The 24152-nt window shown below is 36.6% G+C and carries 22 protein-coding genes, 1 tRNA gene and 2 riboswitches; of the genes, 16 read left to right on the top strand and 7 right to left on the bottom strand.

Features of this window, described 5'->3' with window-relative positions; all coding sequences use genetic code 11:
* Nucleotides 1-38: 38 nt before the first annotated feature.
* The 4 genes from F7888_RS00695 to F7888_RS00680 form a co-directional block, all read right to left on the bottom strand.
* Nucleotides 39-713 (bottom strand): DUF421 domain-containing protein, encoded by a 675-nt coding sequence (locus F7888_RS00695; protein WP_191776164.1) that lies wholly within the window; start codon nucleotides 711-713, stop codon nucleotides 39-41.
* A 259-nt stretch (nucleotides 714-972) separates the two neighbouring features.
* The gene (locus F7888_RS00690) at nucleotides 973-1395 is read right to left on the bottom strand and encodes a GNAT family N-acetyltransferase (protein WP_191776768.1); all 423 of its coding nucleotides are present in this window, start codon (nucleotides 1393-1395) and stop codon (nucleotides 973-975) included.
* Nucleotides 1396-1402: 7 nt separating this feature from the next.
* Nucleotides 1403-1918, bottom strand: coding sequence for a YjcG family protein (locus F7888_RS00685; RefSeq protein WP_191776161.1), 516 nt, complete (start codon nucleotides 1916-1918; stop codon nucleotides 1403-1405).
* A gap of 82 nt (nucleotides 1919-2000) precedes the next feature.
* Nucleotides 2001-2729, bottom strand: a complete 729-nt coding sequence (locus F7888_RS00680) for an alpha/beta hydrolase (protein ID WP_191776159.1) — start codon at nucleotides 2727-2729, stop codon at nucleotides 2001-2003.
* 247 nt (nucleotides 2730-2976) lie between these two features.
* Between F7888_RS00680 and F7888_RS00675 the strand changes: the two genes are divergently transcribed.
* The 7 genes from F7888_RS00675 (at nucleotide 2977) to F7888_RS00645 (ending at nucleotide 10900) form a co-directional block, all read left to right on the top strand.
* Nucleotides 2977-3759: an ABC transporter ATP-binding protein gene (locus F7888_RS00675; RefSeq protein WP_191776156.1), complete on the top strand. Its 783-nt coding sequence runs from the start codon at nucleotides 2977-2979 to the stop codon at nucleotides 3757-3759.
* Complete coding sequence (locus F7888_RS00670) at nucleotides 3746-4498, top strand: ABC transporter permease (protein WP_191776153.1); 753 nt, start codon at nucleotides 3746-3748, stop codon at nucleotides 4496-4498. Before F7888_RS00675 ends, F7888_RS00670 begins: the two co-directional genes overlap by 14 nt.
* Before the next feature lie 21 nt (nucleotides 4499-4519).
* Nucleotides 4520-5539 carry an aliphatic sulfonate ABC transporter substrate-binding protein gene (locus F7888_RS00665; RefSeq protein ID WP_191776151.1) on the top strand — a complete coding sequence of 340 codons (1020 nt, stop codon included), beginning with the start codon at nucleotides 4520-4522 and terminating at the stop codon, nucleotides 5537-5539.
* 36 nt (nucleotides 5540-5575) lie between these two features.
* A complete protein-coding gene (locus F7888_RS00660) occupies nucleotides 5576-6169 on the top strand; it encodes an SCO family protein (protein WP_191776148.1) in 594 nt (197 codons plus the stop codon).
* Between the two features lie 58 nt (nucleotides 6170-6227).
* Nucleotides 6228-6345: riboswitch (SAM riboswitch) on the top strand.
* Between the two features lie 87 nt (nucleotides 6346-6432).
* Complete coding sequence (locus tag F7888_RS00655) at nucleotides 6433-7542, top strand: methionine biosynthesis PLP-dependent protein (RefSeq protein WP_191776147.1); 1110 nt, start codon at nucleotides 6433-6435, stop codon at nucleotides 7540-7542.
* 1 nt (nucleotide 7543) lies between these two features.
* On the top strand, nucleotides 7544-8725 hold the full coding sequence (gene metC / locus F7888_RS00650) for a cystathionine beta-lyase (RefSeq protein WP_191776145.1): 1182 nt from the start codon (nucleotides 7544-7546) through the stop codon (nucleotides 8723-8725).
* Between the two features lie 156 nt (nucleotides 8726-8881).
* Nucleotides 8882-10900, top strand: coding sequence for a bifunctional diguanylate cyclase/phosphodiesterase (locus tag F7888_RS00645; RefSeq protein ID WP_225228520.1), 2019 nt, complete (start codon nucleotides 8882-8884; stop codon nucleotides 10898-10900).
* A gap of 37 nt (nucleotides 10901-10937) precedes the next feature.
* Here F7888_RS00645 and F7888_RS00640 read toward each other — a convergent pair whose 3' ends face one another.
* Nucleotides 10938-12158: a dicarboxylate/amino acid:cation symporter gene (locus tag F7888_RS00640; protein WP_191776764.1), complete on the bottom strand. Its 1221-nt coding sequence runs from the start codon at nucleotides 12156-12158 to the stop codon at nucleotides 10938-10940.
* Between the two features lie 174 nt (nucleotides 12159-12332).
* Nucleotides 12333-12482: riboswitch (cyclic di-AMP (ydaO/yuaA leader) on the bottom strand.
* 167 nt (nucleotides 12483-12649) lie between these two features.
* Between F7888_RS00640 and F7888_RS00635 the strand changes: the two genes are divergently transcribed.
* The 9 genes from F7888_RS00635 (at nucleotide 12650) to F7888_RS00595 (ending at nucleotide 20647) form a co-directional block, all read left to right on the top strand.
* Nucleotides 12650-12721, top strand: a tRNA-Val gene (locus F7888_RS00635).
* 233 nt (nucleotides 12722-12954) lie between these two features.
* A complete protein-coding gene (locus F7888_RS00630) occupies nucleotides 12955-13503 on the top strand; it encodes a P-loop nucleotide/nucleoside kinase family protein (protein WP_191776143.1) in 549 nt (182 codons plus the stop codon).
* Between the two features lie 357 nt (nucleotides 13504-13860).
* Nucleotides 13861-14481, top strand: coding sequence for an anaerobic ribonucleoside-triphosphate reductase activating protein (nrdG, locus tag F7888_RS00625; protein WP_191776141.1), 621 nt, complete (start codon nucleotides 13861-13863; stop codon nucleotides 14479-14481).
* 17 nt (nucleotides 14482-14498) lie between these two features.
* On the top strand, nucleotides 14499-15251 hold the full coding sequence (locus F7888_RS22885; protein ID WP_191776139.1) for a ComEA family DNA-binding protein: 753 nt from the start codon (nucleotides 14499-14501) through the stop codon (nucleotides 15249-15251).
* A 14-nt stretch (nucleotides 15252-15265) separates the two neighbouring features.
* Nucleotides 15266-16942: an AAA family ATPase gene (locus F7888_RS00615; RefSeq protein WP_191776137.1), complete on the top strand. Its 1677-nt coding sequence runs from the start codon at nucleotides 15266-15268 to the stop codon at nucleotides 16940-16942.
* A gap of 11 nt (nucleotides 16943-16953) precedes the next feature.
* Nucleotides 16954-17169, top strand: coding sequence for a DUF2997 domain-containing protein (locus F7888_RS00610; protein ID WP_191776135.1), 216 nt, complete (start codon nucleotides 16954-16956; stop codon nucleotides 17167-17169).
* Nucleotides 17170-17205: 36 nt separating this feature from the next.
* A complete protein-coding gene (locus F7888_RS00605; protein WP_191776133.1) occupies nucleotides 17206-17937 on the top strand; it encodes a hypothetical protein in 732 nt (243 codons plus the stop codon).
* 7 nt (nucleotides 17938-17944) lie between these two features.
* The gene (locus F7888_RS00600; protein WP_191776131.1) at nucleotides 17945-18811 is read left to right on the top strand and encodes a helix-hairpin-helix domain-containing protein; all 867 of its coding nucleotides are present in this window, start codon (nucleotides 17945-17947) and stop codon (nucleotides 18809-18811) included.
* 174 nt (nucleotides 18812-18985) lie between these two features.
* Nucleotides 18986-20647: a glycoside hydrolase family 13 protein gene (locus F7888_RS00595; RefSeq protein WP_191776129.1), complete on the top strand. Its 1662-nt coding sequence runs from the start codon at nucleotides 18986-18988 to the stop codon at nucleotides 20645-20647.
* Between the two features lie 35 nt (nucleotides 20648-20682).
* Here F7888_RS00595 and F7888_RS00590 read toward each other — a convergent pair whose 3' ends face one another.
* Together F7888_RS00590 and F7888_RS00585 are read right to left on the bottom strand one after the other, a co-directional pair.
* Nucleotides 20683-22275 (bottom strand): LysM peptidoglycan-binding domain-containing protein, encoded by a 1593-nt coding sequence (locus tag F7888_RS00590; RefSeq protein ID WP_191776126.1) that lies wholly within the window; start codon nucleotides 22273-22275, stop codon nucleotides 20683-20685.
* A 118-nt stretch (nucleotides 22276-22393) separates the two neighbouring features.
* Nucleotides 22394-24142 carry a S8 family peptidase gene (locus tag F7888_RS00585; protein WP_191776123.1) on the bottom strand — a complete coding sequence of 583 codons (1749 nt, stop codon included), beginning with the start codon at nucleotides 24140-24142 and terminating at the stop codon, nucleotides 22394-22396.
* Between the last annotated feature and the right edge of the window lie 10 nt (nucleotides 24143-24152).

Raw genomic sequence — 24152 nt, 5'->3', positions numbered from 1 at the left:
TAACTGCATACCAAAAGGTGGTAATTAAAGAAGAAGGGCTAAGACTTTTGTATATACAAGCCTTCTCCCTCTTTCCATTCAGCATATAAAATTTCTCGATAACTCCCTGCACCAACGGTTTTCATTTGGTCCTTAAGCCAATTGTCGTCATATCCGATATGCTGCACATTTTCCCAAATGACTTCACCGTCACTAATTAGACAAATAGGTAAGCTAATTAGTGGACCTTCCACGTTTAAGTCCTTACGTGTAGGCTGAGCAAATGGAGCTTTTTTTAGTAAACTAATTGATCCATCATTTTCTAAAATGGCAAATTCTACTTCTCGTAAAGAAAATGCTCCTTTCCCACGGAGTAGATGTTGAAGTTGATTAAGGTCCAGCTTCGACTTTCTTAATTCTTCTCGATCTATTTTTCCATTATGTATGACGATTCTTGGGGTACCTTCTAAAAAAGAGCGTGTTCTCCTGAATTTTTGAGTGATTAACTCTACCATGAAAATTAATCCTCCCCATAGTGCAACGGCAAAAATAATTTGTACAGTACCAATTTCCTTGTCGTACACTGCATTACCTACGAGTTCTCCCAATATGAGAGCTGAGATAAAGTCAAAAGGTGTAATTTGGGTAATTTGTGTCTTACCCATGATTTTTGTGATGATCAGCAAACTAATAAAACCAACAATTAAATCAGTTCCTATTCTTAGAAACTCCATCCCATCACCTCATCTTTAGGATGAGCAAAGTTTTCCTATTTTATGATAAAAATAAAAGGTGTTTTCGTATATATTGTTGCTTTTAATACCGCAGCCTGAATACACTCCGCGTCCTGTGGGGACCCACGCATCCCACGGGAGTCTTAAGTGTATTCAGGCTGCTAGAAATCTCATTCTCAATTATTTATCTCAAAACAACAACAAACTTTGAGAACACAGCCAAATAAAAAGAATAACCTGTTGGTTATTCTCGCATAAATTAAATTTCCTTTGTCATTGTCACATGCGGGATACCGGCATCCATAAAGACATCTGATACGGTTTGGTAACCGAGCTGTAAATAAAATGGTTCTGCATGTGTTTGTGCGTTTAGCTTAAGTTTATGTAGCTTGTTTTCTTTTGCAACTTCCTCAATTTTCTTCATAATGATTCTTCCTGCTCCAAGTTTACGGTGGGAGGGCAGGACACAAATTCTTTCAGCCTTCCCAACTCCATCAATGACACGAAATCGTCCAGCTCCAACGGGATGATTTTTGTCATAAAGAACAACATGGGTAGAAGTATTTTCAAATTCATCAATTTCTATGTCTGCAGGAACCTGCTGTTCGTTTACAAATACCTCATGTCGAACGGTATAAGCATCTTTTAATGTTTGTTCATTTGTAACTACAAGTACTTCCATGTCTATATTAGCAGTCCTTTCCAAGTTGGAATGTCTCATAGACAGTCCATGATCCATTTTCTAATTGGTACAAAAGATGGAAACGATCCATCGTTTCTTGATAATTAACGGTTGTCATTTTTAATTGACCTAATACATCTGAATGTTCGTCATCTGAAAGATTCTGACCAATCGTAATATGAGGAACAAATGCATAGTCTGCGTTATCCTTGAAGTAGCCTGAATGTAGAGCAGAATGCAAGTTTTCAAGTGCTTGATTCGATTCAATCTTTAAGTAAATTACATTATTTACTGGGGAAAAGGAGCTAATCTTATATACATTTAATGAAATTGATTCATGATTCTTTGAGATATCATGAAGAGCAGCTGAAATGGATGTAATCTCTTCATCTGAAGCTTCGAAAGGATTCTTTAAAGTAACATGTGGTGGAATTAATGAATAATGCGGATCGTAACGCATCCGATATGAATTTGCTAAGTCTTGAAGTTTCTTTGAAGGGAAGAAAGCGATGCCATATTTCATAGTAAGTTCCTCCTAATTAATAGTTGTTTATTCTAAAGAATACTCTAATTATACCAAACCTTACAAGGTGAATATAGAATGTTTATGATGATAGCATTCTTTTCAAAATCGTTTGAAGGGCTGGTTGCCAGTAGGTCCAGGTGTGATTTCCTGTGTCTTCATTATAAAAGTATATGTAATTCTTTTGTTTGAATGCTTGATGGAGTGTTCGATTAGGATCAACAAAATTTATGACTTCCCCATGTGTGGTAGTTACATCTGATTCGTCTGTCCCAATAGTATGATATACCTCAACTAAATAAGGTGTATTAAACTCTAAAACTTTTTTTATGATGAGGTCATTTACAAACGGTGATTGGAGAATGACTTTACCAAAACTATTTGGGTAAGATAGAGCTGTCAATAAAGAAATTGTTGCGCCTAAGGAGTCACCAATTAATATCCGACTTGATCCTACTTGGAAGGTTGGGAATTCTTCGTCTAGGATTGAAAGGAGCTCTTCGCCTAGAAAACGAATGTATTGCTCATGTAGTAACCCATCTGGATGATATTTGTTCCAGCGGTCTTGAGCATTCTTATAGGGAATTCCGATAATGATAGTGGGATTAATGTTCCCTGCTTGGATTTGCTCCTCAACAACTGTTTGGATCTTACCTAAGGAAAAATAGTCCTGACCGTCCTGAGTTATTAAGAGTTGATATTTATACAATGGAGAGAAATTCGCTGGTAAATAGACCATTAATTCTATTTCTTCATTTAGAAAATGACTAGTCACAATAAGTTCTTTCATTGTTCCTTTTTGTTGCTTCATAATATGTTCCCCCATACTGGATGATGTTTTAACTATCCTATAATATTTATTATAACTTATAATGTGGTTTGTTTTTCAAGCTGTTTGAAGTAGGTAGCTTGAGTGAATCGCCTGTAAGAATTTTCGAAATATAAAATATAATTATATATGCAATAATAAATGATTGACAATATCCACATACTATATATAATAAATATTATTAATCCGATTAAACTAATAAGATTTATGCGAAAGCGGGTGAATCGAAGTGTTTTTACAATTCACTGAGGTTTCAAAACAATATACAAACCAAAATGTAGTTAATGATGTATTAGTTGATATAAATGTGTCAGTCAATGAAGGTGAATTTGTATCAATCCTTGGACCTTCGGGTTGTGGGAAGTCTACTTTACTATCAATGGTTGCAGGTTTAGTAAAACCGACAACTGGTGAAATTCTTCTCCAAGGAAATCCAATCAAAAAGCCTGGAAAAGAACGTGGCATGGTATTTCAGCAAGCAGCACTTTTTCCATGGTTATCTGTCGAAGAAAATGTCATGTTTCCTTTAAAAAAGGAAATGAGCAAGAAAGAAGCACAGGAGGTTGCACATAAGTATTTGTCAATGGTGCAATTAAGTAATTATTTGAAGCATTCTCCACATGAATTATCAGGTGGGATGCAGCAGCGGGTTGCTATCGCAAGAGCATTAGCAATGGATCCAACAGTATTATTAATGGATGAACCCTTTGGAGCGTTAGATGAACAAACAAGATCAAGATTACATGTAGAGCTTGAGAAAATTTGGCTTGAAACGAAAAAAACCGTGTTGTTTGTTACCCATAGTATCCAAGAATCAATTAAACTATCGGATCGTATTCTTGTCATGGGAACAAGGCCAGGTGTAATTCTTGAAGATATTAAAGTAGATATTCCTCGTCCTCGAGCGAATGCACGCGAAGAAATCATTGAACTAGAATCAAGAATCTTGAAGCTATTAGAAAAAGAAATTGAAAAAGTTGTGAAAGAGGAATTATCATATGCGAGCAATTAAACGAATTGCCTTTTTTGCAAGTCTATTAATTATTTGGGAAGTAGCCGTCAGAGTAAGTGGCGTTTCGGAATCACTGATGCCATCAGCCTCAAGAGTATTTCAAGAGCTCTATATCGGGTTCTCAGATATGACATTAGTGTATGATTTGCAAGCAAGCTTCAAACGATTATTTATCGGTCTTGGAATAGGAGTCCTTCTCGGGTCAGCCCTCGGAGTTCTACTTGCCAAGTCGAAGACAGCAGATGAAACGCTAGGTACTTTAGTACTTGCACTTCAAACAGTTCCTAGTATTGTCTGGTTACCAATTGCCATTATGTGGTTTGGTATGAATGAAGTTTCAGTTATTTTTATCATCGTTCTTGGGGCAACCTTTGTAATGACGATTAATATGAGAACTGGTATTAAGAACGTAAATCCACTTTACGTAAAAGCCGCACAAACAATGGGTTCAAAGGGGATTGATTTATTTGTAAGAGTTACATTCCCAGCGTCTATCCCATATGCCATTACAGGCTTGAAATTAGCATGGGCGTTTGCATGGCGAGCATTAATGGCTGGTGAACTATTAAGTACAGGACCAGGCCTAGGATACACATTACGATTTGCTTCTGACTTTGGGAACATGTCATTAGTGATTGGTGTCATGATTATTATTGGTACAGTAGGATCGATTATGGACTTATTTGTTTTCCAACGAATAGAGAAAAATGTGATGAAGCGTTGGGGATTAGATAATTAATAAATGTTGGGGGAAATTATAATGAAAAAGAAAATAAGCTTATTAAGTATATTATTGCTATTAGTAACAGGTATTCTTGCAGCATGTGGAGCTGGAGATGGAGCCGGTTCTGAAGCTAAGAAGAAGGTTGTTATCGGTTATTTTCCAAATATTGACCACGCTCCAGCGATGATTGCTCGTGAGAAAGGTTATTTCACAGATGAACTTGGAGAAAATGTTGAAATCGAATATTTAACTTTCCCTGATGGTGGAGCATTTATGACTGCACTTAAAACAGGTGAAATTCATGCTGGCTTAGTTGGCCCAGGACCTGTTATGAATAACTATACTAATGGTGCAGATGTGAAAATTATTGCAGGTGCATCTTCAGGTGGGACACATATTGTTGCTCGTGCTGATAGTGGAATTGAAACAATCGAAGACATTGCTGGTAAAACATTTATAACTCCTGGTGTAGGTTGTACACATGATGTTCAAATGGAAACTTTCTTAAAGGATTACGGAATTACATCTGCTCGTATCGGTGGAACATTAAAGCATTTAACTGGTAACCCAGCTCAATATGCAGGTATGTTTGAGTCAGGTAAAGTTGATTTAGCGGCTGTACCAGAGCCATGGGCTTCTCAATTAGTTAAAGACGTTGGTGCAAAAATTATTGTAGATAGCAATAACATTTCATTTGGTGAAACTCTACCAAATACAATTCTTGTAACAAGCAATAAGGCAATTGAGGAAGACAAAGAATTAATCGAGAATATCGTAAAAGCACATAATCAAGCTGTTGAATTTATCAATGAAAACCCAGAAGAATCAATTCAAATCACAATTGATAGCATTAAAGAAACAACAAAACAAGATTTAGATAAAGAAGTTGTAGATATGGCTTGGGAAAAAATTCGTTACACTACAGATGTAGATGCTGAAGTCATTCAACAATTTGCAGATTCATCACATGATTTAAAATTCCTTAAAGAAAAGCCTGATTTTGCAAACTTAATTGACCTACAATTTTTAGAAACATTAACTGCAAGTGCTGAGTAATTCTCAGCACTTCTTTTCATGAAAGGAGCTAAATATATGATAGCAAAAAAAATGTCTGCCCTAATCATCTTTGTGATACTGTTAGGTGCATGTTCTACTAAACCTTCAATCGAAGAAATTGAGCAAACCTTTCCGATGAATTTAACTGTAGGTGAGATTCAAGCTGTTAACCAAAATGAAGAACCATTTAATGTTGATGAACTAAAAGGGAATATATGGTTAGCTAGCTTTATCTTCACGAATTGTGATACTGTTTGTTCTCCAATGACAGCAACGATGGCCAAATTACAGTATGAACTAGAAATGGAAGGGTTAGAGGAAGTTCAACTTGTGTCCTTTAGTATCGATCCAGAAAATGATACACCTGATGTTTTGGTTGACTTCGCACAAAAAATGGATGCAGATTTCACAAATTGGCAATTTGTCACAGGGTATGACCAAGCTGAAATCGAAAGCTTTGCAAACACATCTTTTTTATCCCCTGCAGCGCAAATAGAAGGGTCGAATCAGTTCGTTCATAGTACTTCTATTTATTTAGTGAATCAGCGTGGAACAGTCCTTAAACAATATGATGCAGTAGCTGCTACTCCATTTGAAGAAATCATTGAGGATATAAGAAAACTAAAATAATCCTTGCAAAACATCCGTTAATAAGTTAAATTAGTAAAAAATAATAAAATATTCAAAACACTTATCAAGAGAAGCTGAGGGACTGGCCCTATGAAGCTTCAGCAACCGACTAACGAGAGTAATTCGTTATCAGGTGCTAAATCCAGCGAATGTAAAGTACATTCGAAAGATAAGGAGAAGCTCAAATATCAAAAAGCCTTCTTCTTATAAGTTGGCTTTTTTTATTTTATTTTTGCAAGAAACATATAATGGGGGAATACATAATGACAAAGCTAAATATTGAAACAACACTTGCACAAATTGGGAATCGTAGTGATACGGTAACTGGTACTGTTAATCCACCCGTATACTTTTCGACTGCTTATCGACATGAAGGTATCGGTCAGTCAACAGGGTTTGATTATGTTCGTACAGGAAACCCAACGAGAAAGATTGTAGAAGATGCAATTGCCACACTTGAAAATGGCTTAAGAGGCTTTGCATTTAGTTCAGGAATGGCTGCTATTCATACAATTATGTCTTTGTTTAAGCAAGGAGATGACTTAATCGTATCATCAGACCTATATGGTGGTACGTATCGTCTGTTTGAACAAGGCTGGCGAAAATTTGGAATCACGTTTCAATACTCTGATTTTAAAGACAGCCAAGAGGTAGAGGCGTTGATTAAGAGTGAAACGAAAGCAATCTTTCTAGAAACACCTACCAATCCATTAATGCAGGAAACGGATATTGAGGCAGTCGCTGCCATTGCAAAGAAACATAATCTGTTGTTGATTGTTGACAATACGTTCTACACACCAATTATTCAAAAACCACTAGATGCTGGAGCAGATATTGTCATCCATAGTGCGACTAAGTATTTAGGAGGCCATAATGATGTATTAGCAGGACTAGTGGTCGCCAAGGATGAAAAGATTTGTGAAACAATCGGTCAGAATCATAATGCAAGTGGAGCTGTATTATCTCCTTTTGATTCTTGGTTATTAATCCGTGGGATGAAGACTTTATCACTTAGAATGAATAAGCATCAGGAGAATGCGATTAGAGTGGCGGAGTACCTTGAAGCACATGAGGATATTCTTGATGTACTATACCCTGGAAAAGGTGGAATGCTCTCATTTCGAATAAAGGATGAACACTGGGTGAATGCATTTTTACAAAACTTGAAGGTGATCTCATTTGCTGAAAGCTTAGGTGGAATTGAAAGCTTCATCACATACCCAGCGACACAAACTCATATGGATATCCCTGAAGAAATACGTATAAAAAATGGCGTGTGTAATCGCTTATTAAGATTTTCTGTAGGTGTTGAAAACGTAGAGGATATTATTGAAGACTTATCACAAAGCTTATCTAAGGTGAAGGAGGGGTAATATGAGCTACAATGACTTTTCAATTCAAACAAATTTACTTCATAACAAGCATAAGTTCGATCCTGCGACAGGGGCAGTAAGTGTGCCAATTCAACATGCATCAACCTTCCATCAATCGAAATTTGATCAGTTTGGTGAATTTGACTATAGTCGATCGGGTAATCCAACACGTCAGGCATTAGAGGAAGCGATTGCTGAGCTTGAGGGTGGAACAAGGGGCTTTGCCTTTTCATCAGGAATGGCTGCGATTTCTACTGCCTTCTTATTGCTTTCAAAAGGGGATCATGTTGTGATCACTGAAGATGTCTATGGCGGAACATATCGTATGGTAACTGACGTTCTAATTCGCTTTGGAATCAGTTATACATTTGTTGATATGACAAAGCTAGACGAAGTGAAAGCAAGTATTCAATCAAATACAAAATTAATCTATATTGAAACACCTTCTAATCCATTATTGAAGATTATTGATATAAAAGCACTTGTTGAATTAGCAAAAGAGAATAACTGCCTAACATTTGTAGATAATACATTTCTAACGCCGGCCCTTCAAAGGCCGTTGGATTTGGGAGTAGACGTTGTCCTACATAGTGCCACAAAGTTCTTAGCAGGGCACAGTGATGTCCTTGCTGGATTAGCGGTTGTGAAGGATGAGGGACTAGGAAAGCAGTTGTATAAGCTTCAGAACTCATTTGGTGCGGTTTTAGGAGTTCAGGATGCATGGTTGACATTACGTGGAATGAAAACCTTGTATGTTCGATTAGCGCAATCTCAGGCAACAGCAATTGAACTGGCAAACAAGCTGATTGGCCATCCGGCTATTGAAGAGGTGTACTTTCCTGGGTTGCAAACGCATCCTGGCTACGAGATTCAGAAGAGTCAATCTAACGGTCCTGGAGCCGTATTATCATTTAGATTAAAGGATGAAGATGCTGCAAGAACTTTTGTTGAACATGTGAAGATTCCGGTTTTTGCAGTCAGCTTAGGTGCCGTCGAATCGATCCTATCTTATCCAGCCAAAATGTCACATGCTGCTATGCCGAGAGAAGAACGATATAAGCGAGGGATCACAGATGGATTATTGAGGCTTTCTGTTGGATTAGAGAGTGTAGAAGACTTACTGAAGGATTTTGAGCTTGCTTTGGAAAAGGTTGAAATCACTTCAAATCGTTCACCAGTTTAAACTGAGAATAATAGATTGAGAGGATGTCCCAAAAGTATCACTCATTTCGTGATGGGACATCCGTTTTATTTTTAGATGGTGCTTTAAAGATTCCAATTTAATCCGATATATGATGTGATAGAATTAGATTTATATAAAAGGATTAGTGAGGATTCCATGATACATGAATTAGATTTACATTATAATAACTGGGTGATCATTTTATCTTATCTCATTGCAGTATTAGCTTCATATTCCGCGTTAAATATGATGGGGAAAATATATAGTAGTAAAGGTACGATTAGATTAATATGGATGATTTCAGGATCGTTAGTAATGGGAAGTGGTATATGGTCAATGCATTTTGTAGGTATGCTTGCCTCATATAGTTCTATCTCATTTCAATACGATCCCTTTTTAACCTTAATATCAGCTATTTCAGCAGTCATAGCATCATATATTGCATTTTGCGTTGTGACATATCGCAAAAACGAAGGACTCCTTTCTATTACAATTGCAGGTTTTCTTATGGGGTGCGGTATTATTGCGATGCATTATATTGGGATGGCTGCGATTCAAACAGAAATTAGCATTACCTATGATCCATTCTTATGGGTTCTCTCAGCTATGATCTCCTTTGTAGCGGCATATGCAGCCTTGTTTCTATTTATTCGTTTCCGTAATCAAAGAAAAAATTACACATGGAAAATGATTAGTGCTCTTATTATGGGTGTTGCTATATGTGGAATGCATTATACGGGGATGTCAGCAACTAGTATGCACATTCAAGATCCTCATTTAATGCACCATACACCAACAGGAGTTAATCGCTATATGGTTCTAGGTGTTTCATTTGTCATGTTGTTTATACTGGTCATTTCCTGGATTGCCATTTTTTTAGATCGACATTTACTTGAAAAAATGGCTTATCGTGATTCACTAACTCTACTTCTCAATCGAAATGGCTTGCTTGATTACTTTGATAGCAAGAAAGAAGTACATGGATCCATCATGTTTATTGACCTTGATCGCTTCAAGACGATAAATGATACTTTAGGACATGACATTGGAGATTTATTATTGATTGAAGTTGCTAAGCGTTTAAAAAACTGTGTTGGGCATGGTGGAGAGGTGTTTAGATTAGGTGGAGATGAATTCTTAATTATTACAAAAGAAATTAAAGAGACTCAACTTTTAGACCTCTCACATAAAATCCTGTCAGACATCACTAAGGCTTGTTTTATACAAGAGAATGAATTGTACATTACAGCAAGTATAGGTATAGCTACCTCTCCTATTCATGGAACTGACCGTAAATCTCTTATGAGAAGAGCAGACACTGCCATGTATCACGCAAAGAACAATGGTAAGAATGGAGCATCCATTTTCACTCAAGAAATGGAAGATGTTCAAATTCGTAGAATGGCACTAGAAAAGGATTTGAAGAAAGCATTGATCCATCAAGAATTCTTTATTCTGTATCAACCTAAATGGGATTCTAATCAGGATAAAATGGTTGGTCTTGAGGCACTGTTAAGATGGAATCACCCAGAGTTAGGCCTGATTTCTCCAATGGAATTTATTCCTATATCTGAAGAGACTGGAATCATTGTTCCAATTACACATTGGATGCTTGAATCAGTTTGTTGGCAAAATAAAAGCTGGCAAGATAGCAATTTAATTAATATTCCGATTTCAGTCAATATGTCTATTCGTTTGTTTGAGAGTAATAGTCTAGTTCACGTCATTAGAAAGGCTCTTAAGAAAACAGAACTAGAGGCTAAATATCTTGAGCTAGAGATTACTGAATCCATTGCTATGAACGAAGTGGAGAATACAATGAAGCAATTACAAGAATTGCGCTCATTAGGAGTTAGAATATCGATGGATGATTTCGGAACAGGCTATTCTTCGCTTGGAAGTCTAGACGAATTTCCAATCGATATCTTAAAGATTGATCAATCGTTTATTCGTAAAATAAACATTGAATCAAAAAAAGCCATTATTCATACGATCATTATGATGGCACATAATCTTAATATGGAAGTCATTGCTGAAGGTGTTGAAACGATGGAACAGGTTAGCTTTCTGAAAGCGAATGGCTGTAATCTAATGCAGGGCTATTTCTATGGAAAGCCGTCACTACCTATTAATATTGAAGAAATGCTTATGAAAAAAAGATTACAACCGAATTAAAAAAGATGCTCAGGATTCTGAGCATCTTTTTTTGTATTTAGTTTGAGACGCCATGCTTCTTTTCAGATTCAGCAATAACAACAGCACAAGCAGCATCTCCAGTAATATTTACTGCAGTTCTTGTCATATCTAATAGGCGGTCAATTCCTATGATTAACGCAATTCCTTCTACAGGAAGATTTACAGACTGTAATACCATAGCTAACATAATTAATCCCACTCCAGGTACACCAGCAGTTCCAATACTAGCTAATACAGCAGTTAACACAACCGTTAGGATTTGTGCAGCAGTTAAATCAGCTCCAAAAGCTTGAGCGATAAATAACGTAGCAACACCTTGCATGATCGCTGTTCCGTCCATGTTAATAGTTGCACCAAGTGGTTGAACGAAGCTACTAATAGATTTAGGAACACCAAGATTCTTTTGAGCAGTTGTCATCGATACAGGAAGTGTTGCACTACTACTTGAAGTACTAAAGGCAACAGTCATTGCAGGGATGAACTCCTTAAAGAAAGTAATCGGATTTCGTTTACCTAAAACAGCTACAGCAGAACCATACGTTACGATTGTATGGATGATAAGTGCGATAAATACAACAATGAAATAGAGGAACATGGCTTTTAGTGCAGAGAAGCCAAGCCCACCAACCGCAGTTGCGATAAGTCCAAATGTACCATATGGCGCGAACTTCATAATGAGATTAACTAAATACATCATGATGTCGTTTCCTTGTTCTATTAAACGATGTATTCCTTTTGTTTTCTCTCCTAAAATCGTTAATGCAAGCCCGATAAATAAAGAGAAAGTAATGATTTGTAGCATATCACCTTGTGCCATTGCAGCAATCGGATTTGTAGGGATAATATTTAATAAAGTGTCAACAACAGGTGGTGCAGGCTGTGCTTCATAGGTCGCCCCTTCAAGATCAAAGTTCCCTCCTTCACCTGGTTGGATAACAGCTGCTAGACCAAGTCCGATAAAAATAGCGATTGTTGTAGTCACAACGAAGAATAAAATGGTTTTAACACCGATTCTCCCGAGCTTTTTCGGATCACCTAAGCCTACGACGCCTAACGTGATTGAGAAGAAGACAATTGGAACAACAATCATTTTAATAAAGTTCAAGAATATTTTTCCCAGTGGTTCAAATACCCAAGTATTAATTGGTTCAAACAAATTTGGCATAAATAGATTAATTATAATTCCCACTAAGATACCAAGTACTAAACCAATTACAATCTTTGCAGTTAAGTTCAATTTCATAATAGAACCTCCTTCATTCTAGTGTTGTCAGATTATAGGGCAAATATGAAAATTCAAGAGTTTATTTATTATAAAGTGGGAGAGAGGCTTTTTAGACAATAAAAAGCCACGAGAGATTGGCTCGTGGCTTGATTACTTAAGAATCAAAAATGACAAGTTACTTTGATAGGATTCTCTCTCCTAGTGCTTACGAGGTTAGCTGTCGGATTCGGATGAAGAGACTCCTACCTTAAACTTAAAGGATACACCCCGTGTGCAGAATTACTTGCACAATTTGGTTCCCCCGCTCCCTAATTAGGGATTCAGCGATATTCAATTTTGCGTTCAAGTTGCCCTATTAATATTTATATCTTATTGTTAGAAAATATGTCAAATAATTTTTAATAAAATAAGTTATATTTTTTACAATAACTTAATATTATTGACAAAATCATCTTTTGATATTACTATATTAGAGTACTATCACTTGTACATTTTTTTATAATGATCCGATAGTTCAGTGGGAGAATACATCCTTGACAGGGATGGGGTCGGGGGTTCGAATCCCTCTCGGATCATAGCCTTAAGGCACATTTCATTTTTTTGGAATGTGCCTTTTTTGTTCTTAAAGGATATTTGTATTGTGTAAATTAAGATTTTCCACTTTTAGTAACAAAAGGGGAAGTCATGTGATTTTTATGTAGTGAATTGATATATTTTTATAAACTCAGTCTTCCACAAACGGGCATTTTGTAGAAAATTATAATAAGCTTATAACTGTACGGCGTAAACTGATTGGGGGAGAAAATCCATGAAACAAGGCAGAATTATTATAATTACTGGTTCACCTGGGACTGGTAAAAGTACAACAGCATCTATTGTTGCTAAAGAGTCTAATTTATCAAAGTCTGTACATATGCACACAGATGATTTTTATCAATATATACAAAAAGGGGCAATACCTCCATATTTACCGGAATCACAAGAACAAAATTTAGTTGTTATTGAAGCTTTTTTGAAAGCCGCAAAACGATTTGCGCGTGGTGGATACGATGTAATTATAGATGGAGTTGTTGGTCCTTGGTTCTTAAAGCCGTGGTTAAAAGTTGTACAAGAAAATTATGAAGTACATTATATTGTCTTAAGAGCTACTAAAGAAGAAACAATGAATCGAGCAATCAATCGTACCAAATTGGACGAAGATACTCATGTTGAATTAGTAGAACAAATGTGGGAGCAATTTAATAATTTGGGTATCTATGAATCCAATATTATTGACACAACAAATCAATCAACCGAACAAAGTGTTCAAACAATAAGAGATGTAATTGAAAAGAAATCTTTTTTACTTACTATATGATGTGATACTAAAGTTAAATAAATGAGAGCGATTGTAGTAGTTCATATGTCTAGTACATTGTTAACAATACCTAGGTACTAGACTTTTCAATAAACAACATTAATCTCACACAAAAAGACCTTCAGAGAAAAATGGAAGGTCTTTTTAATCGTATTTGTTATGTAGTTGTTGAATGGTTTCGTACTAGTGCTAATTGAGCAGGAAGTTGCTTGATGGTAGTTCTTTAGACATATAATGGTAATTATGAAAGTAAAAAAAAGACAATTATGCTAAAATGTAATGTAGATATTTGAAGTAGAATAATAGAATTTCTCATGTGAGCATGCTTCAAATGTACATAAAGTAGGTGATGTTTAATTGTCTAATATTCGTATTTCGAGAGTGGTTAAGACGACAAGAGTAGAGGGGCCTGGGCTTAGGTACAGTATTTGGGTGCAGGGATGTCCAATAAAGTGTGAAGGTTGCTTTAACCCGCATACTTGGGCATTTGATGGTGGAACTCTTATAGACGTGGAAGAATTATTTGAAGATATTAAGAGTACTTTGGAAGAAAATTCTCTTCTTGAAGGAGTCACTTTTTTAGGAGGTGAGCCCTTTAGTCAGGCGAAGGAACTTAGTGTTCTTGCAGAGTGGGTTAGAGAATTGGGGCTTTCGATTGTGACATTCACAGGTTATGAATATGAAAATATTACGATTGCAAATAATCAACAGTGGAATCGTTTGTTAGAGTATACCGATTTATTAATTGATGGTCCATATATCCAAAGTCAACACGATCTTAGTAGACCATGGGTTGGATCAAAAAATCAGCAATATCGATTTTTATCAAACTTCTACAAGGACATTGAGAAAATATTAGTAAATATAAATAACAAGCTAGAAATTAGAATCCATCCTGATGGTAGAGTTTCTGTAAATGGAATGGCTGAAATGACAGATTTAGAGATGCTGTCTAAAGTAGGAATTGATATTACATAAGAAGAGGAGGAAGCCATGTGGCAAGAAGCTATACAGGTAGAGGGAAAAAATGGGAGTGGTTGAATAGCTGGTGGCTTATTTTTACTTTCGTACCATTTGGTGTCTTAAGCTGTTTGTCATTTATGTTTGTAGGTATCCAGGTGAAAAATAAGAAATGGCTACTTTCTGGATTAGTCTACGTTGCGGCATTTATCACTGCTTTTGCTATGCCGAATTCTGGATTAGGAGCTGGAATTGCTGTTTTTTCATGGCTGATCTCAATCATCCACGCATTTATCATTCGTCCTGCATATTTAATTCAATTAGATATGTTAAAGGAGAATGAGCCAAGAATTCATCTAGAAAAAATTGAGAGGCTTCGTCAAGAGGCTGCTGTACGATTTGAAAGAGAGTTAAATATGGAGATTTCTAGTGATATAGAACAGAAGAAATCGAATCAAGATCCAGTGCAACAATCCACGGTTACATCAAGTTCTAATATCGTAGATTCAAACATACAAGAAACAGAAATTAAGCACAACAACAAAACGATAGATCTTAATTCTGCCACTGAAGCTGAGATTGCTTCCATTTCAGGGATTGGTCTTATATTGGCAAAAAAAGTTGTACTGAAGCGTGAAGAGCTTGGAGGGTTCGATTCATTCGAGCAATTTACAGAGGTAATCGGACTTAACGAACATAAAGCTGAGAAAATTAAGCTACTTGTTACATTGTCCGCAAAGGCTGCACCAACTACTCAAGACTCAACGGGTAGGCTCATAGATTTCTAGATGGGGGCGTCATGATGGAAAAAGAATATCAAGCTAGAACGAAGAAGTTCATTTCGAATTTGTTAAAAGCACGCTTTCCTTATTTGTATATACAAACATGGGAAGAGGATCGTATATTATCACTCATTCGATCAGTTTCGAGTAATGTTGAATTAATTAAAACTCCGCGTGAGGTTTTAACATGGAAGATGACAACAGGGATTACAAATGGGCAAGGTCATATAAAAGAAGACTGTAAAGCTCCATTAAAGGCGCTAGAATATATTGAAAAATATGATAAGCCTTGTATCTTTGTTTTACATGATTTTCATATTTATTTTGGTGGTCAAGGGAGACTACCAGACTTTCAAGTCATTCGTAAACTAAGGGATATGCTTTTTCTAATTAAGCAAAGCGTTAATCCTATTAATATCATATTTACTTCACCTTTTTTAATCCTTCCAGATGATTTACAAAAGGATATTACCATTGTTGATTTCGATCTTCCGACATATAAAGAGATTATCGACGTTCTCGAAGAAATGATTACTGTCAATCAGCAAACAGGGAGAATTCAATTTTCACTGACGAGCGAGGACAAAGAACGGCTAGCAAAAGCAGCATTAGGCCTGACACTATCAGAGGCTGAAAATGCATTTGCTCGTGCGATGGTTGAAGATGGGCAGCTAAATATTGACGATGTCGATGTGATTCTCGAGGAAAAGGAACAGATTATCAAGAAAACAGGAATCTTAGAATTTGTGAGAAGTGAGTTAAGAATGGAGGATGTAGGTGGACTAGAGAATTTAAAACGATGGCTAGCTAAACGTAATAAATCATGGCTCGACTCGGCAAGGAAATATGGTTTGCCTACACCAAAAGGGGTATTGATTACAGGGGTACCTGGCTGTGGAAAAAGCTTGATTAGTAAATCGATTAGTTCAATGTGGCAGCTACCGCTTCTACGCTTAGATATGGGAAAAATCTTCAGCGGAATAGTTGGTAGTAGTGAGGAGAACATGAGAAAAGCGATTAAAACGGTTGAAGCAATTTCACCTTCAATTTTATGGATCGACGAGATCGAGAAGGGTTTTAGTGGGATAACAAATGGAGGAGATAGCGGGACCTCATCTCGTATTTTTGGTCAATTTCTAACGTGGATGCAAGAAAAAACGAGTCCGGTATTTGTCATTGCCACGGCTAATAATATCTCTAGCCTTCCACCAGAATTAATGAGGAAGGGTAGATTTGATGAAATCTTCTTTGCCGATTTGCCTACGAAAAGAGAACGGAAAGAGATATTGAAGGTTCATATTTCCAAGCGATTAACTGACCCTGATGTGATCGGGAATTTCCAATTGACGGATGATATCTTAGAAAATTTAGCGGATAGATGCGAAGGCTTTGTTGGCGCTGAAATTGAACAGTTAGTTATTGATGCGTTGTTTGAAGCTTATGCTGAAAATCGTTGTATTTATCTTCAAGATTTTGAAAGGGCAATCACTAACACTGTGCCGCTTTCAATTACTCAAGCTGAGCAAATTAGAGCGATTCGAGAATGGGCCAATGTTCGAGCTGTTTCTGTAACCCCTCAAGAGGATCTAGAGGATTATAAACAGGATAAGGTCGTGGTCACAAGCATTAGTGAAGGCTCTGACAAAAAAGACGATGATGTCAGGTACCGTCGTGGTGGAAGAACAATCGATTTCTAAGAGGTGATTTTGTGGAAGGACAAATACAAGTGAGAATCTTTCCAGATGGCAGAATTGTGGCTGAGACAAAAGGAATAAAAGGGGAGAAGTGTACTGATTATATCAAGATTTTAGAAGAGCTGCTTCATGCTGAAACGGTTGAATCTTCCTATACAGAGGAATTTTATGAAGTGGAGCAGGTTCAGATTAAGCAAAATCAACGAATTGATTTACATAAGAAAGAGTAAATCATAAAATCTACTATGTTGACGGAGGTCTTGACCATGTCAGTATCTTTAACGATGATTCCTATTGCCCTTGCCTTGCGGGTGACAATGGGAAAAGAGCGATTCGATGATTTTATTAAATCGAATCAGGTCCTGAAGAAAACAACCTTTAAGAGTGAAAGAGATTTAATAGGTACAATAAAAAAGTGTGGATTTGATGCTCAAAAAATGGGAGGCATGATTAAAACCCATTTTCGAGATAAAAAAGGATTTTTCTTTTGGGAGTTAAGAGACGGTGTTTGGTGTGCTGTTTTCTCCAAATATGATTCTGAACACAAGGTTCAACAATTTATGAAAGACCTTGAACAGCAGTCAATGAGGAATATATTTACCGAGAATAAAGATATTCCTTCTTTACAGACACCACTAAAGCCAATTTTTCCAACGAATTTTCGTAATAAAAGCTTGTTGAGACAGGTATTAATAGACAATGGAATGAACCCTGTCGAATTAGAAAATGGGAAAATAATCTGTGATTTAAAGAATGCAAAAATACAATTTCACCAATCAAGTAAGGACAGCATCTTTTCAGTAGAGGTATTAGAGGGTGCTGATATGCAATCAATATTTAAACATTTATGGATTGTGGATGATGAATATAAAAATAATGTCCAAAATCTTGTCTATCAGAATTTGCTTGAAAATGTGGAGAAACAGGGGTTTGCCATCGAGGATGAGCAAGTGTTGGAAGATAACTCAATTATGATTACATTAAACATACAGAGGTGATGATACATTGAGTTTTATCGAAGGGATATTTGAAATTTGTGATCAATATATTAATGATTCATGGTACGTAGGTGAGGCCATTCCAGAAAAAAAACTTCGTAATGTTATAAAGGAATTTCCCATCCCACCAGATGAGGAAGTTCTTGCAGTTGTTGATTGTACAATGTTTGGCTCATGTAAAATTGGCTTGGCCATCTGTACAGGGGGAATGTTTGTCAACAATGATTGGACAATAGAAGAACGAAAAGGATATTTACCATGGTATGATTTTATTGATGCAAAAATAGAGTTAGATGGAAAGTATAATGTTAAGGTCACACCAGCTTTTAGGATTGGTCTGTCTGGCAGTATGTTGAAGCGTGCTGAATTAGTAACTATTCTCCAACATATTCAAAGCTATGTTTCTAAAGTCTATAGAAAAGATAAGGCATCAGAGGACATAACACCTGAAATGGATGAGTCCATGTGGATGTTGGAAATTGAAAATGAAAAATTCGGACCCTATCCAACTGAAACAGTGATAGATATGATTAGTGGTGGGCAAGTAGAGCAAGATAAGACAATGGCTTGGAAAGGCGGTATGGAACAAGGGAAAGTACTAAGTTCGATAAGTGAATTTGCCGATGTTCCTCCATTTGAACGAATGGAGTTAAATAATGCCTCTATCCAAGATTTATTACTGCTGCCAGGTGTTGATTTAAAGACAGCACAACATTTCATCGAGGAACGTTCAAAGAGAAATGGATTCTCTCATTTTAATGAAGTAAGAGATTCATTACATTTACAGCCACATCAGTTTGAACAGGTTCGTAAATTAACTACTTTAAAGCCATTAAATAAAATGCCAGGACGAGGTAGAATTATTGACTTTTAATTCCTATAATGCGATTGAGGCAGTCCAATTTGTGCAGGGCACATCTTGGAGTGTCTTTTTGTACATGGTTAAGTGAGAGTCCTTAATATGTGGTTTCAATCTTCTATAATCAGGTAATAATGATTATTGGAAATGAATGAATCAAAATGATGACAGTTTGAAAGAGGGAAATAGATGAAGAAAGCATGGTGGAAAGAGCTTGTTGCCTATCAAATTTATCCAAGAAGCTTCATGGATTCAAATGGTGATGGTATAGGGGATATACAGGGAATCATCTCTAAATTGGACTATTTAAAAGACTTAGGAATCGATCTCATTTGGATCTGTCCTTTTTATAAATCACCAAATGATGATAATGGGTATGATATTAGTGATTATCAAGCGGTGATGGATGAGTTTGGAACAATGGAGGATTTTGAGTTGTTGTTAGAAAGGGTTCATCAACGTGGTATGAAGCTTATTATTGATTTAGTCGTTAATCATACGAGTGATGAACATCCGTGGTTTATTGAATCACGTTCGTCAAAGGATAACCCTAAGCGTAATTGGTATATTTGGCGTGATGGGAAAGAGGGCAAGGAACCAAATAATTGGGAAAGTATTTTCAGTGGTTCTGCATGGGAATATGACGAGAAGACAAATCAATACTATCTCCATATCTTTTCTACAAAACAACCAGATTTGAATTGGGAAGAGCCTGAGGTTAGACGAGAAATTTATCATATGATTAATTGGTGGCTGGATAAAGGAATAGATGGCTTTAGAGTAGATGCAATTAGTCATATTAAAAAGGAACCAGGATTAAATGATATGGATAATCCGAATCAATTAAAATATGTATCATCTTTTGATAAGCATATGAACGTAGAGGGGATTAACACGTTCCTTGAGGAATTAAAGGAGGAGACGTTCTCCAAATATGACATTGTCACTGTCGGTGAAGCGAACGGAGTCAGTATTGAGCAAGCTGATGAGTGGGTTGGAGAAGAAAATGGAAAGTTTAATATGATTTTTCAGTTTGAGCATTTAGGATTATGGAGCGCCGAATCTGAACAGGGACTTGATATTTTAGGTTTAAAAGAGGTGTTAACTCGCTGGCAAAAAGGATTAGAGAATAAAGGGTGGAATGCCCTATTTATTGAGAATCATGATAAAGCACGTTCCGTTTCTACTTGGGGAAATGATCAAGAGTATTGGAGGGAAAGTGCAAAATGCTTAGCAACAATGTATTTCCTCATGCAGGGTACACCTTTTATTTACCAAGGACAAGAAATAGGCATGACGAATGTGAAGTTTGATTCTATCGAGCAGTACAATGACGTTTCGATCAAAAATATGTATCGAATTAAACGAGGTGAAGGGGTATCCCATGAAGAAATCATGGAATATATTTGGTCATCCTCTAGAGATAACTCCAGGACACCTATGCAGTGGTCTGATGGCAAAAATGCTGGATTTTCAACAGGTGAACCTTGGTTAGGGATTAATTCTAACTATCAAGAGATAAATGTAGAAGCACAACAACAGGATTCTGATTCGATCTTGAATTACTATAAAAAGTTGATCAATATCAAAAAGGAATATAGTATTTTTACCTATGGAATCTATGATTTAATCCTTCCTGAGGATCCAGCGATTTATGCTTATACTAGAACTGTGGACACTGAAAAAATAGTAGTTATCACAAATTTAACTCCAAATGAAGTAACGTATCACTATGATGAGTTACCATTACAGAGTGCTGGATTATTACTTCATAATTATAAGATAGAGCCACACGAGCAATTAACCAATTTCTCATTAAGACCATTTGAAGCAAGGGTATACAAAAGATAGAATAAAGCACCCCTAATTGAGTTAGGGGTGAATTTTTATTTTACACCAGCTGCAAGTTTGATTTGTACTTGCATCGAATCTTGAACTAGACCGTCGTTATGTCTAGTACTATTTAAGAAATGGATACAAGAGTGGCCAGCGAAGTTATTATCGCGAATCGTTTGGTCTGCATGTGGATAAGAATGCATAGCTGCAGCAATCTTACGACCATCTACAGAAATAATAACTGCTCTAGGTGTCCAAGAGAACGCTCCACCCCAAATTTCTTTCATCATTTGTGTATCTCTTGAAGTGAGAGGTTCAACATCCGCATGGTTCCCACCCATTGTATGACGAACTTTAAATTGCTTACCTGTTTTGAAATCTGTAATCGTTGCTTCTTTCCCAATTGGGAATACATATCTGGCTTCAGACCACCAGTCAAGTAATTCTCCATGACTAGAGCTGACTGTAGTTTTAATTGGCACATTATAAACTGGAACACGTAATTTCTGGCCTAGTGATAGACCTGAATTTAACGAAAGATTATTTTCTTTTAATAATTCAAGCATCGGGATTCCGTATTTAATGCTGATTCCCCAAGCAGTGTCCCCGGATTGAACAGTATGCGTCGTATATGTTTTGGTTACACCTTGGTTTGAACTAGGAGTTGAATTCCCTGAATTACTCGAATTTCCAGATGGAATGTCTAACACCTGGTTCACATAAATAGAATCTGATGATAATCGGTTAATCGACTTTATTTGGTCAACCGTTGTGTTGAATTTACTTGCTATTCTACTTAATGTATCACCTGAAACAACCGTATATCTTGTTGTCTGCTGTTGTACCTGTTCTTTTACTTTTTCTTGTGATAATACTAATGTTTGACCAGCTTGTAGCGTATCACTCGAAAGATTATTTAATTGTTTAATTTGATCGACAGTCAATTTGAACTTAGTTGCAATACTCCACAAGGTATCTCCAGCAACTACTGTGTATTGATTTGGAGTTGTGGCGATTTTGACTGTTCTTGATCCGCTATCCCAATTGACAGGATAACCAAACGCTTCAGAAATAAATCTGATAGGTACAAAGGTGGAATTATTTGAAATTAATGATGGTGGTATACTAACCTGTTTTCCATTCATTATTCCTTTTGAGTCCCCGACAACAAAAGAGATGGCTGTATCAGCTTTATTAATAGTCACTGTTCGCGTATCGGCTGCCCAATCTACACTTGCACCAAAATGAGAAGAGAGCGCCCTTAAAGGTAACAAAGTTGAACCATCCTTAATCATTGGAGGTGGATTAATATTCAGTAAAATCCCATCAACGACAAGATTTAGTTGCGAACTGTTGCTGATTCTTGGACCAATGGGTTGATAATCTGACCACGAAAATTCTTTGCCAAGTTCGATTTGCAGATCACCGAAGAAGTCTTCGTCATGATCTATTGTTGAATATTCGTCATCTGACTGTTCATTAGTATCTTTCTCATTAATCCTAATTATTTTATTCTCATTTAGCTCGTTGCCATCATTAGTAGACTGCTGTCTAATGTTATGTTCAGTTGCTTCGTTATTTTGTTGGGAGCAGCCAACCATGATTGAGCTAATGAGTACGAAAGTAAGTAGACGTCTTCGCAAAGTTTCCCTCCTTAATCAACTTGTTTAACTCTGAAATGCAAAAGAGGAATCCTTTTTAGTTTTCATTAATCCTACCTTATATATAACTGTTAAAAGTTACAGCTTTTTCAAACAAGCACTATTTAATTTGTTCAGAAATACGGTTCATTAATGCGGCCATCTGCGCTCTTGAGACAACATTTCCAACACCAAATAAATTGCTCGAAATCCCTCTAAATATTTGATAATGAGCAGATGTGATAATATCATTTGCTGCCCAATGATTTTCTTGTACATCAATAAAGGGATTAGTCATGGATGGTGAGCGTTCTAATTCGAGAATCCTAGTTAGAATTGTTGCCATTTGCTCTCGTGTAATCGGTGTGTTTGGTGAGAAGGTTGTTTCAGTCATCCCTCGAATAATTCTGTGTTGACTAATGATTTCAATATCTGTTTGCGCCCAATGTCCATTTATATCTGTAAATACTGAAGGAGTGTGATTTAATTTTTCTAGACCTAAAGCTCTAACTAAGATGGCGGCTGCTTGAGCCCTAGTTAAAGCTTGATTAGGTGCAAACTTTGAAGCTTCAATTCCTCTAATCCATCCTAAATTTGATACTGTAATGATATCGGCATATGCCCAGTGGTTATTGATGTCGGAAAAGGCAGGTGGAGATTGAACGAATCCATACCCAAACCAATCGTCTTTTCCTGTATTACCTAAATCAACTAATGTTTTCTGTAATAGCTGACGTAGTTGGGTCGCAGGTAAGGTGGGGTTTGCTTGTTTCAGTAAGGCTAATGTTCCAGTAACAAAAGGTGTAGCCATGCTTGTTCCGCTCATATTGACATATTTATTATCTAAGTAAGTACTAAAAATAGCTGAACCAGGTGCACTAATTTCGATTGCTGGCCCAGTAGCTGAAAATGGAGCTCGTTGATTAAGCTCATCTGTTGCAGCAACAGCGATTACTGAATCATAGCGTGCCGGGTAGAATACAGTATCCCCACTTCCCTCTGTATTTCCCTCATTTCCACCAGCACCTACAATTAATATGTTGTTATTGTAAGCTTTGTCTACAGCCATTTTTAATGCGAGAGAATGGCTTTGCATACCTAGGCTTAAATTTATCACATCAATTTTATTTGTAATTGACCAATCAATGGCAGAAATAATATCTGAAAGAAAGCCTTCTCCATCATAGTCAAGCGATTTAAGCGCGTAGATGTCTGAGTTAGGTGCTACACCTAAGATTCCAATTGTATTATTCTTGGCTCCAATAATGCCTGCGACATGAGTTCCGTGCCCATTGTCATCAGAATAGGAATCAGTGTATCCTACAAAGCTAGCCCCACCCGAAATTGAGAGGTCATTATGTGGTGAAATTCCTGTATCAATGATCGCTATTTTAATACCCTTCCCGGTCAGCCCAGATTGTAGAGAGCGGGGGACTAAGATTTTCTCGTACCCCCAAGTAGTTTTTTGTTGCTTTATTTCTACAACTTGGTCAACCTCTACAGACATCACATTTTGGTGTTGCTTAATCTTATTAATTTCTTCTAATGGAAGGTAAGCAGTAGCCATTCTGATATTCTCTGCTTCATTTATGATCACTCCAGCAGCATCTTGAATCACATCATCAATACTTCCTCGATAAATGACGATAAAGCGGAAATACTGAAGTTCAGGGTTGTCAAGCTGTAGTCCTTCTACAACCTCTTCTTGATAAATGGGATCAACTTTATTCACTTGGTCTTCAAGATGCTCTTCGTTAATAAACTCTGGTTGATTTAGCTGATGTAGCTGAAATTCCTGTTTATGACCACCAGAACATGCATTTAAAAATATGAAGCAAATACTAATGGTCATATAAATGACTAGCCTCAAAAGACTACAC

Origin of the sequence: Litchfieldia stipae (assembly GCF_014837155.1) — a bacterium.
Taxonomy (GTDB): Bacteria; Bacillota; Bacilli; order Bacillales; family Bacillaceae_L; genus Litchfieldia.
This window is presented reverse-complemented; position numbering and strand designations above follow the sequence as displayed.

What these genes read in the sequence shown, in the direction of transcription:
- F7888_RS00670 (WP_191776153.1), top strand. Translation starts at nt 3,746, where the DNA reads ATGCGAGCAATTAAACGAATTGCCTTTTTTGCAAGTCTATTAATTATT.
- F7888_RS00630 (WP_191776143.1), top strand. Translation starts at nt 12,955, where the DNA reads ATGAAACAAGGCAGAATTATTATAATTACTGGTTCACCTGGGACTGGT.
- F7888_RS00695 (WP_191776164.1), bottom strand. Translation starts at nt 713, where the DNA reads ATGGAGTTTCTAAGAATAGGAACTGATTTAATTGTTGGTTTTATTAGT.
- F7888_RS00690 (WP_191776768.1), bottom strand. Translation starts at nt 1,395, where the DNA reads ATGGAAGTACTTGTAGTTACAAATGAACAAACATTAAAAGATGCTTAT.
- F7888_RS00605 (WP_191776133.1), top strand. Translation starts at nt 17,206, where the DNA reads ATGTCAGTATCTTTAACGATGATTCCTATTGCCCTTGCCTTGCGGGTG.
- F7888_RS00645 (WP_225228520.1), top strand. Translation starts at nt 8,882, where the DNA reads ATGATACATGAATTAGATTTACATTATAATAACTGGGTGATCATTTTA.
- metC (WP_191776145.1), top strand. Translation starts at nt 7,544, where the DNA reads ATGAGCTACAATGACTTTTCAATTCAAACAAATTTACTTCATAACAAG.
- F7888_RS00655 (WP_191776147.1), top strand. Translation starts at nt 6,433, where the DNA reads ATGACAAAGCTAAATATTGAAACAACACTTGCACAAATTGGGAATCGT.
- F7888_RS00680 (WP_191776159.1), bottom strand. Translation starts at nt 2,729, where the DNA reads ATGAAGCAACAAAAAGGAACAATGAAAGAACTTATTGTGACTAGTCAT.
- F7888_RS00665 (WP_191776151.1), top strand. Translation starts at nt 4,520, where the DNA reads ATGAAAAAGAAAATAAGCTTATTAAGTATATTATTGCTATTAGTAACA.
- F7888_RS00595 (WP_191776129.1), top strand. Translation starts at nt 18,986, where the DNA reads ATGAAGAAAGCATGGTGGAAAGAGCTTGTTGCCTATCAAATTTATCCA.
- F7888_RS00660 (WP_191776148.1), top strand. Translation starts at nt 5,576, where the DNA reads ATGATAGCAAAAAAAATGTCTGCCCTAATCATCTTTGTGATACTGTTA.
- F7888_RS00685 (WP_191776161.1), bottom strand. Translation starts at nt 1,918, where the DNA reads ATGAAATATGGCATCGCTTTCTTCCCTTCAAAGAAACTTCAAGACTTA.
- F7888_RS00615 (WP_191776137.1), top strand. Translation starts at nt 15,266, where the DNA reads ATGGAAAAAGAATATCAAGCTAGAACGAAGAAGTTCATTTCGAATTTG.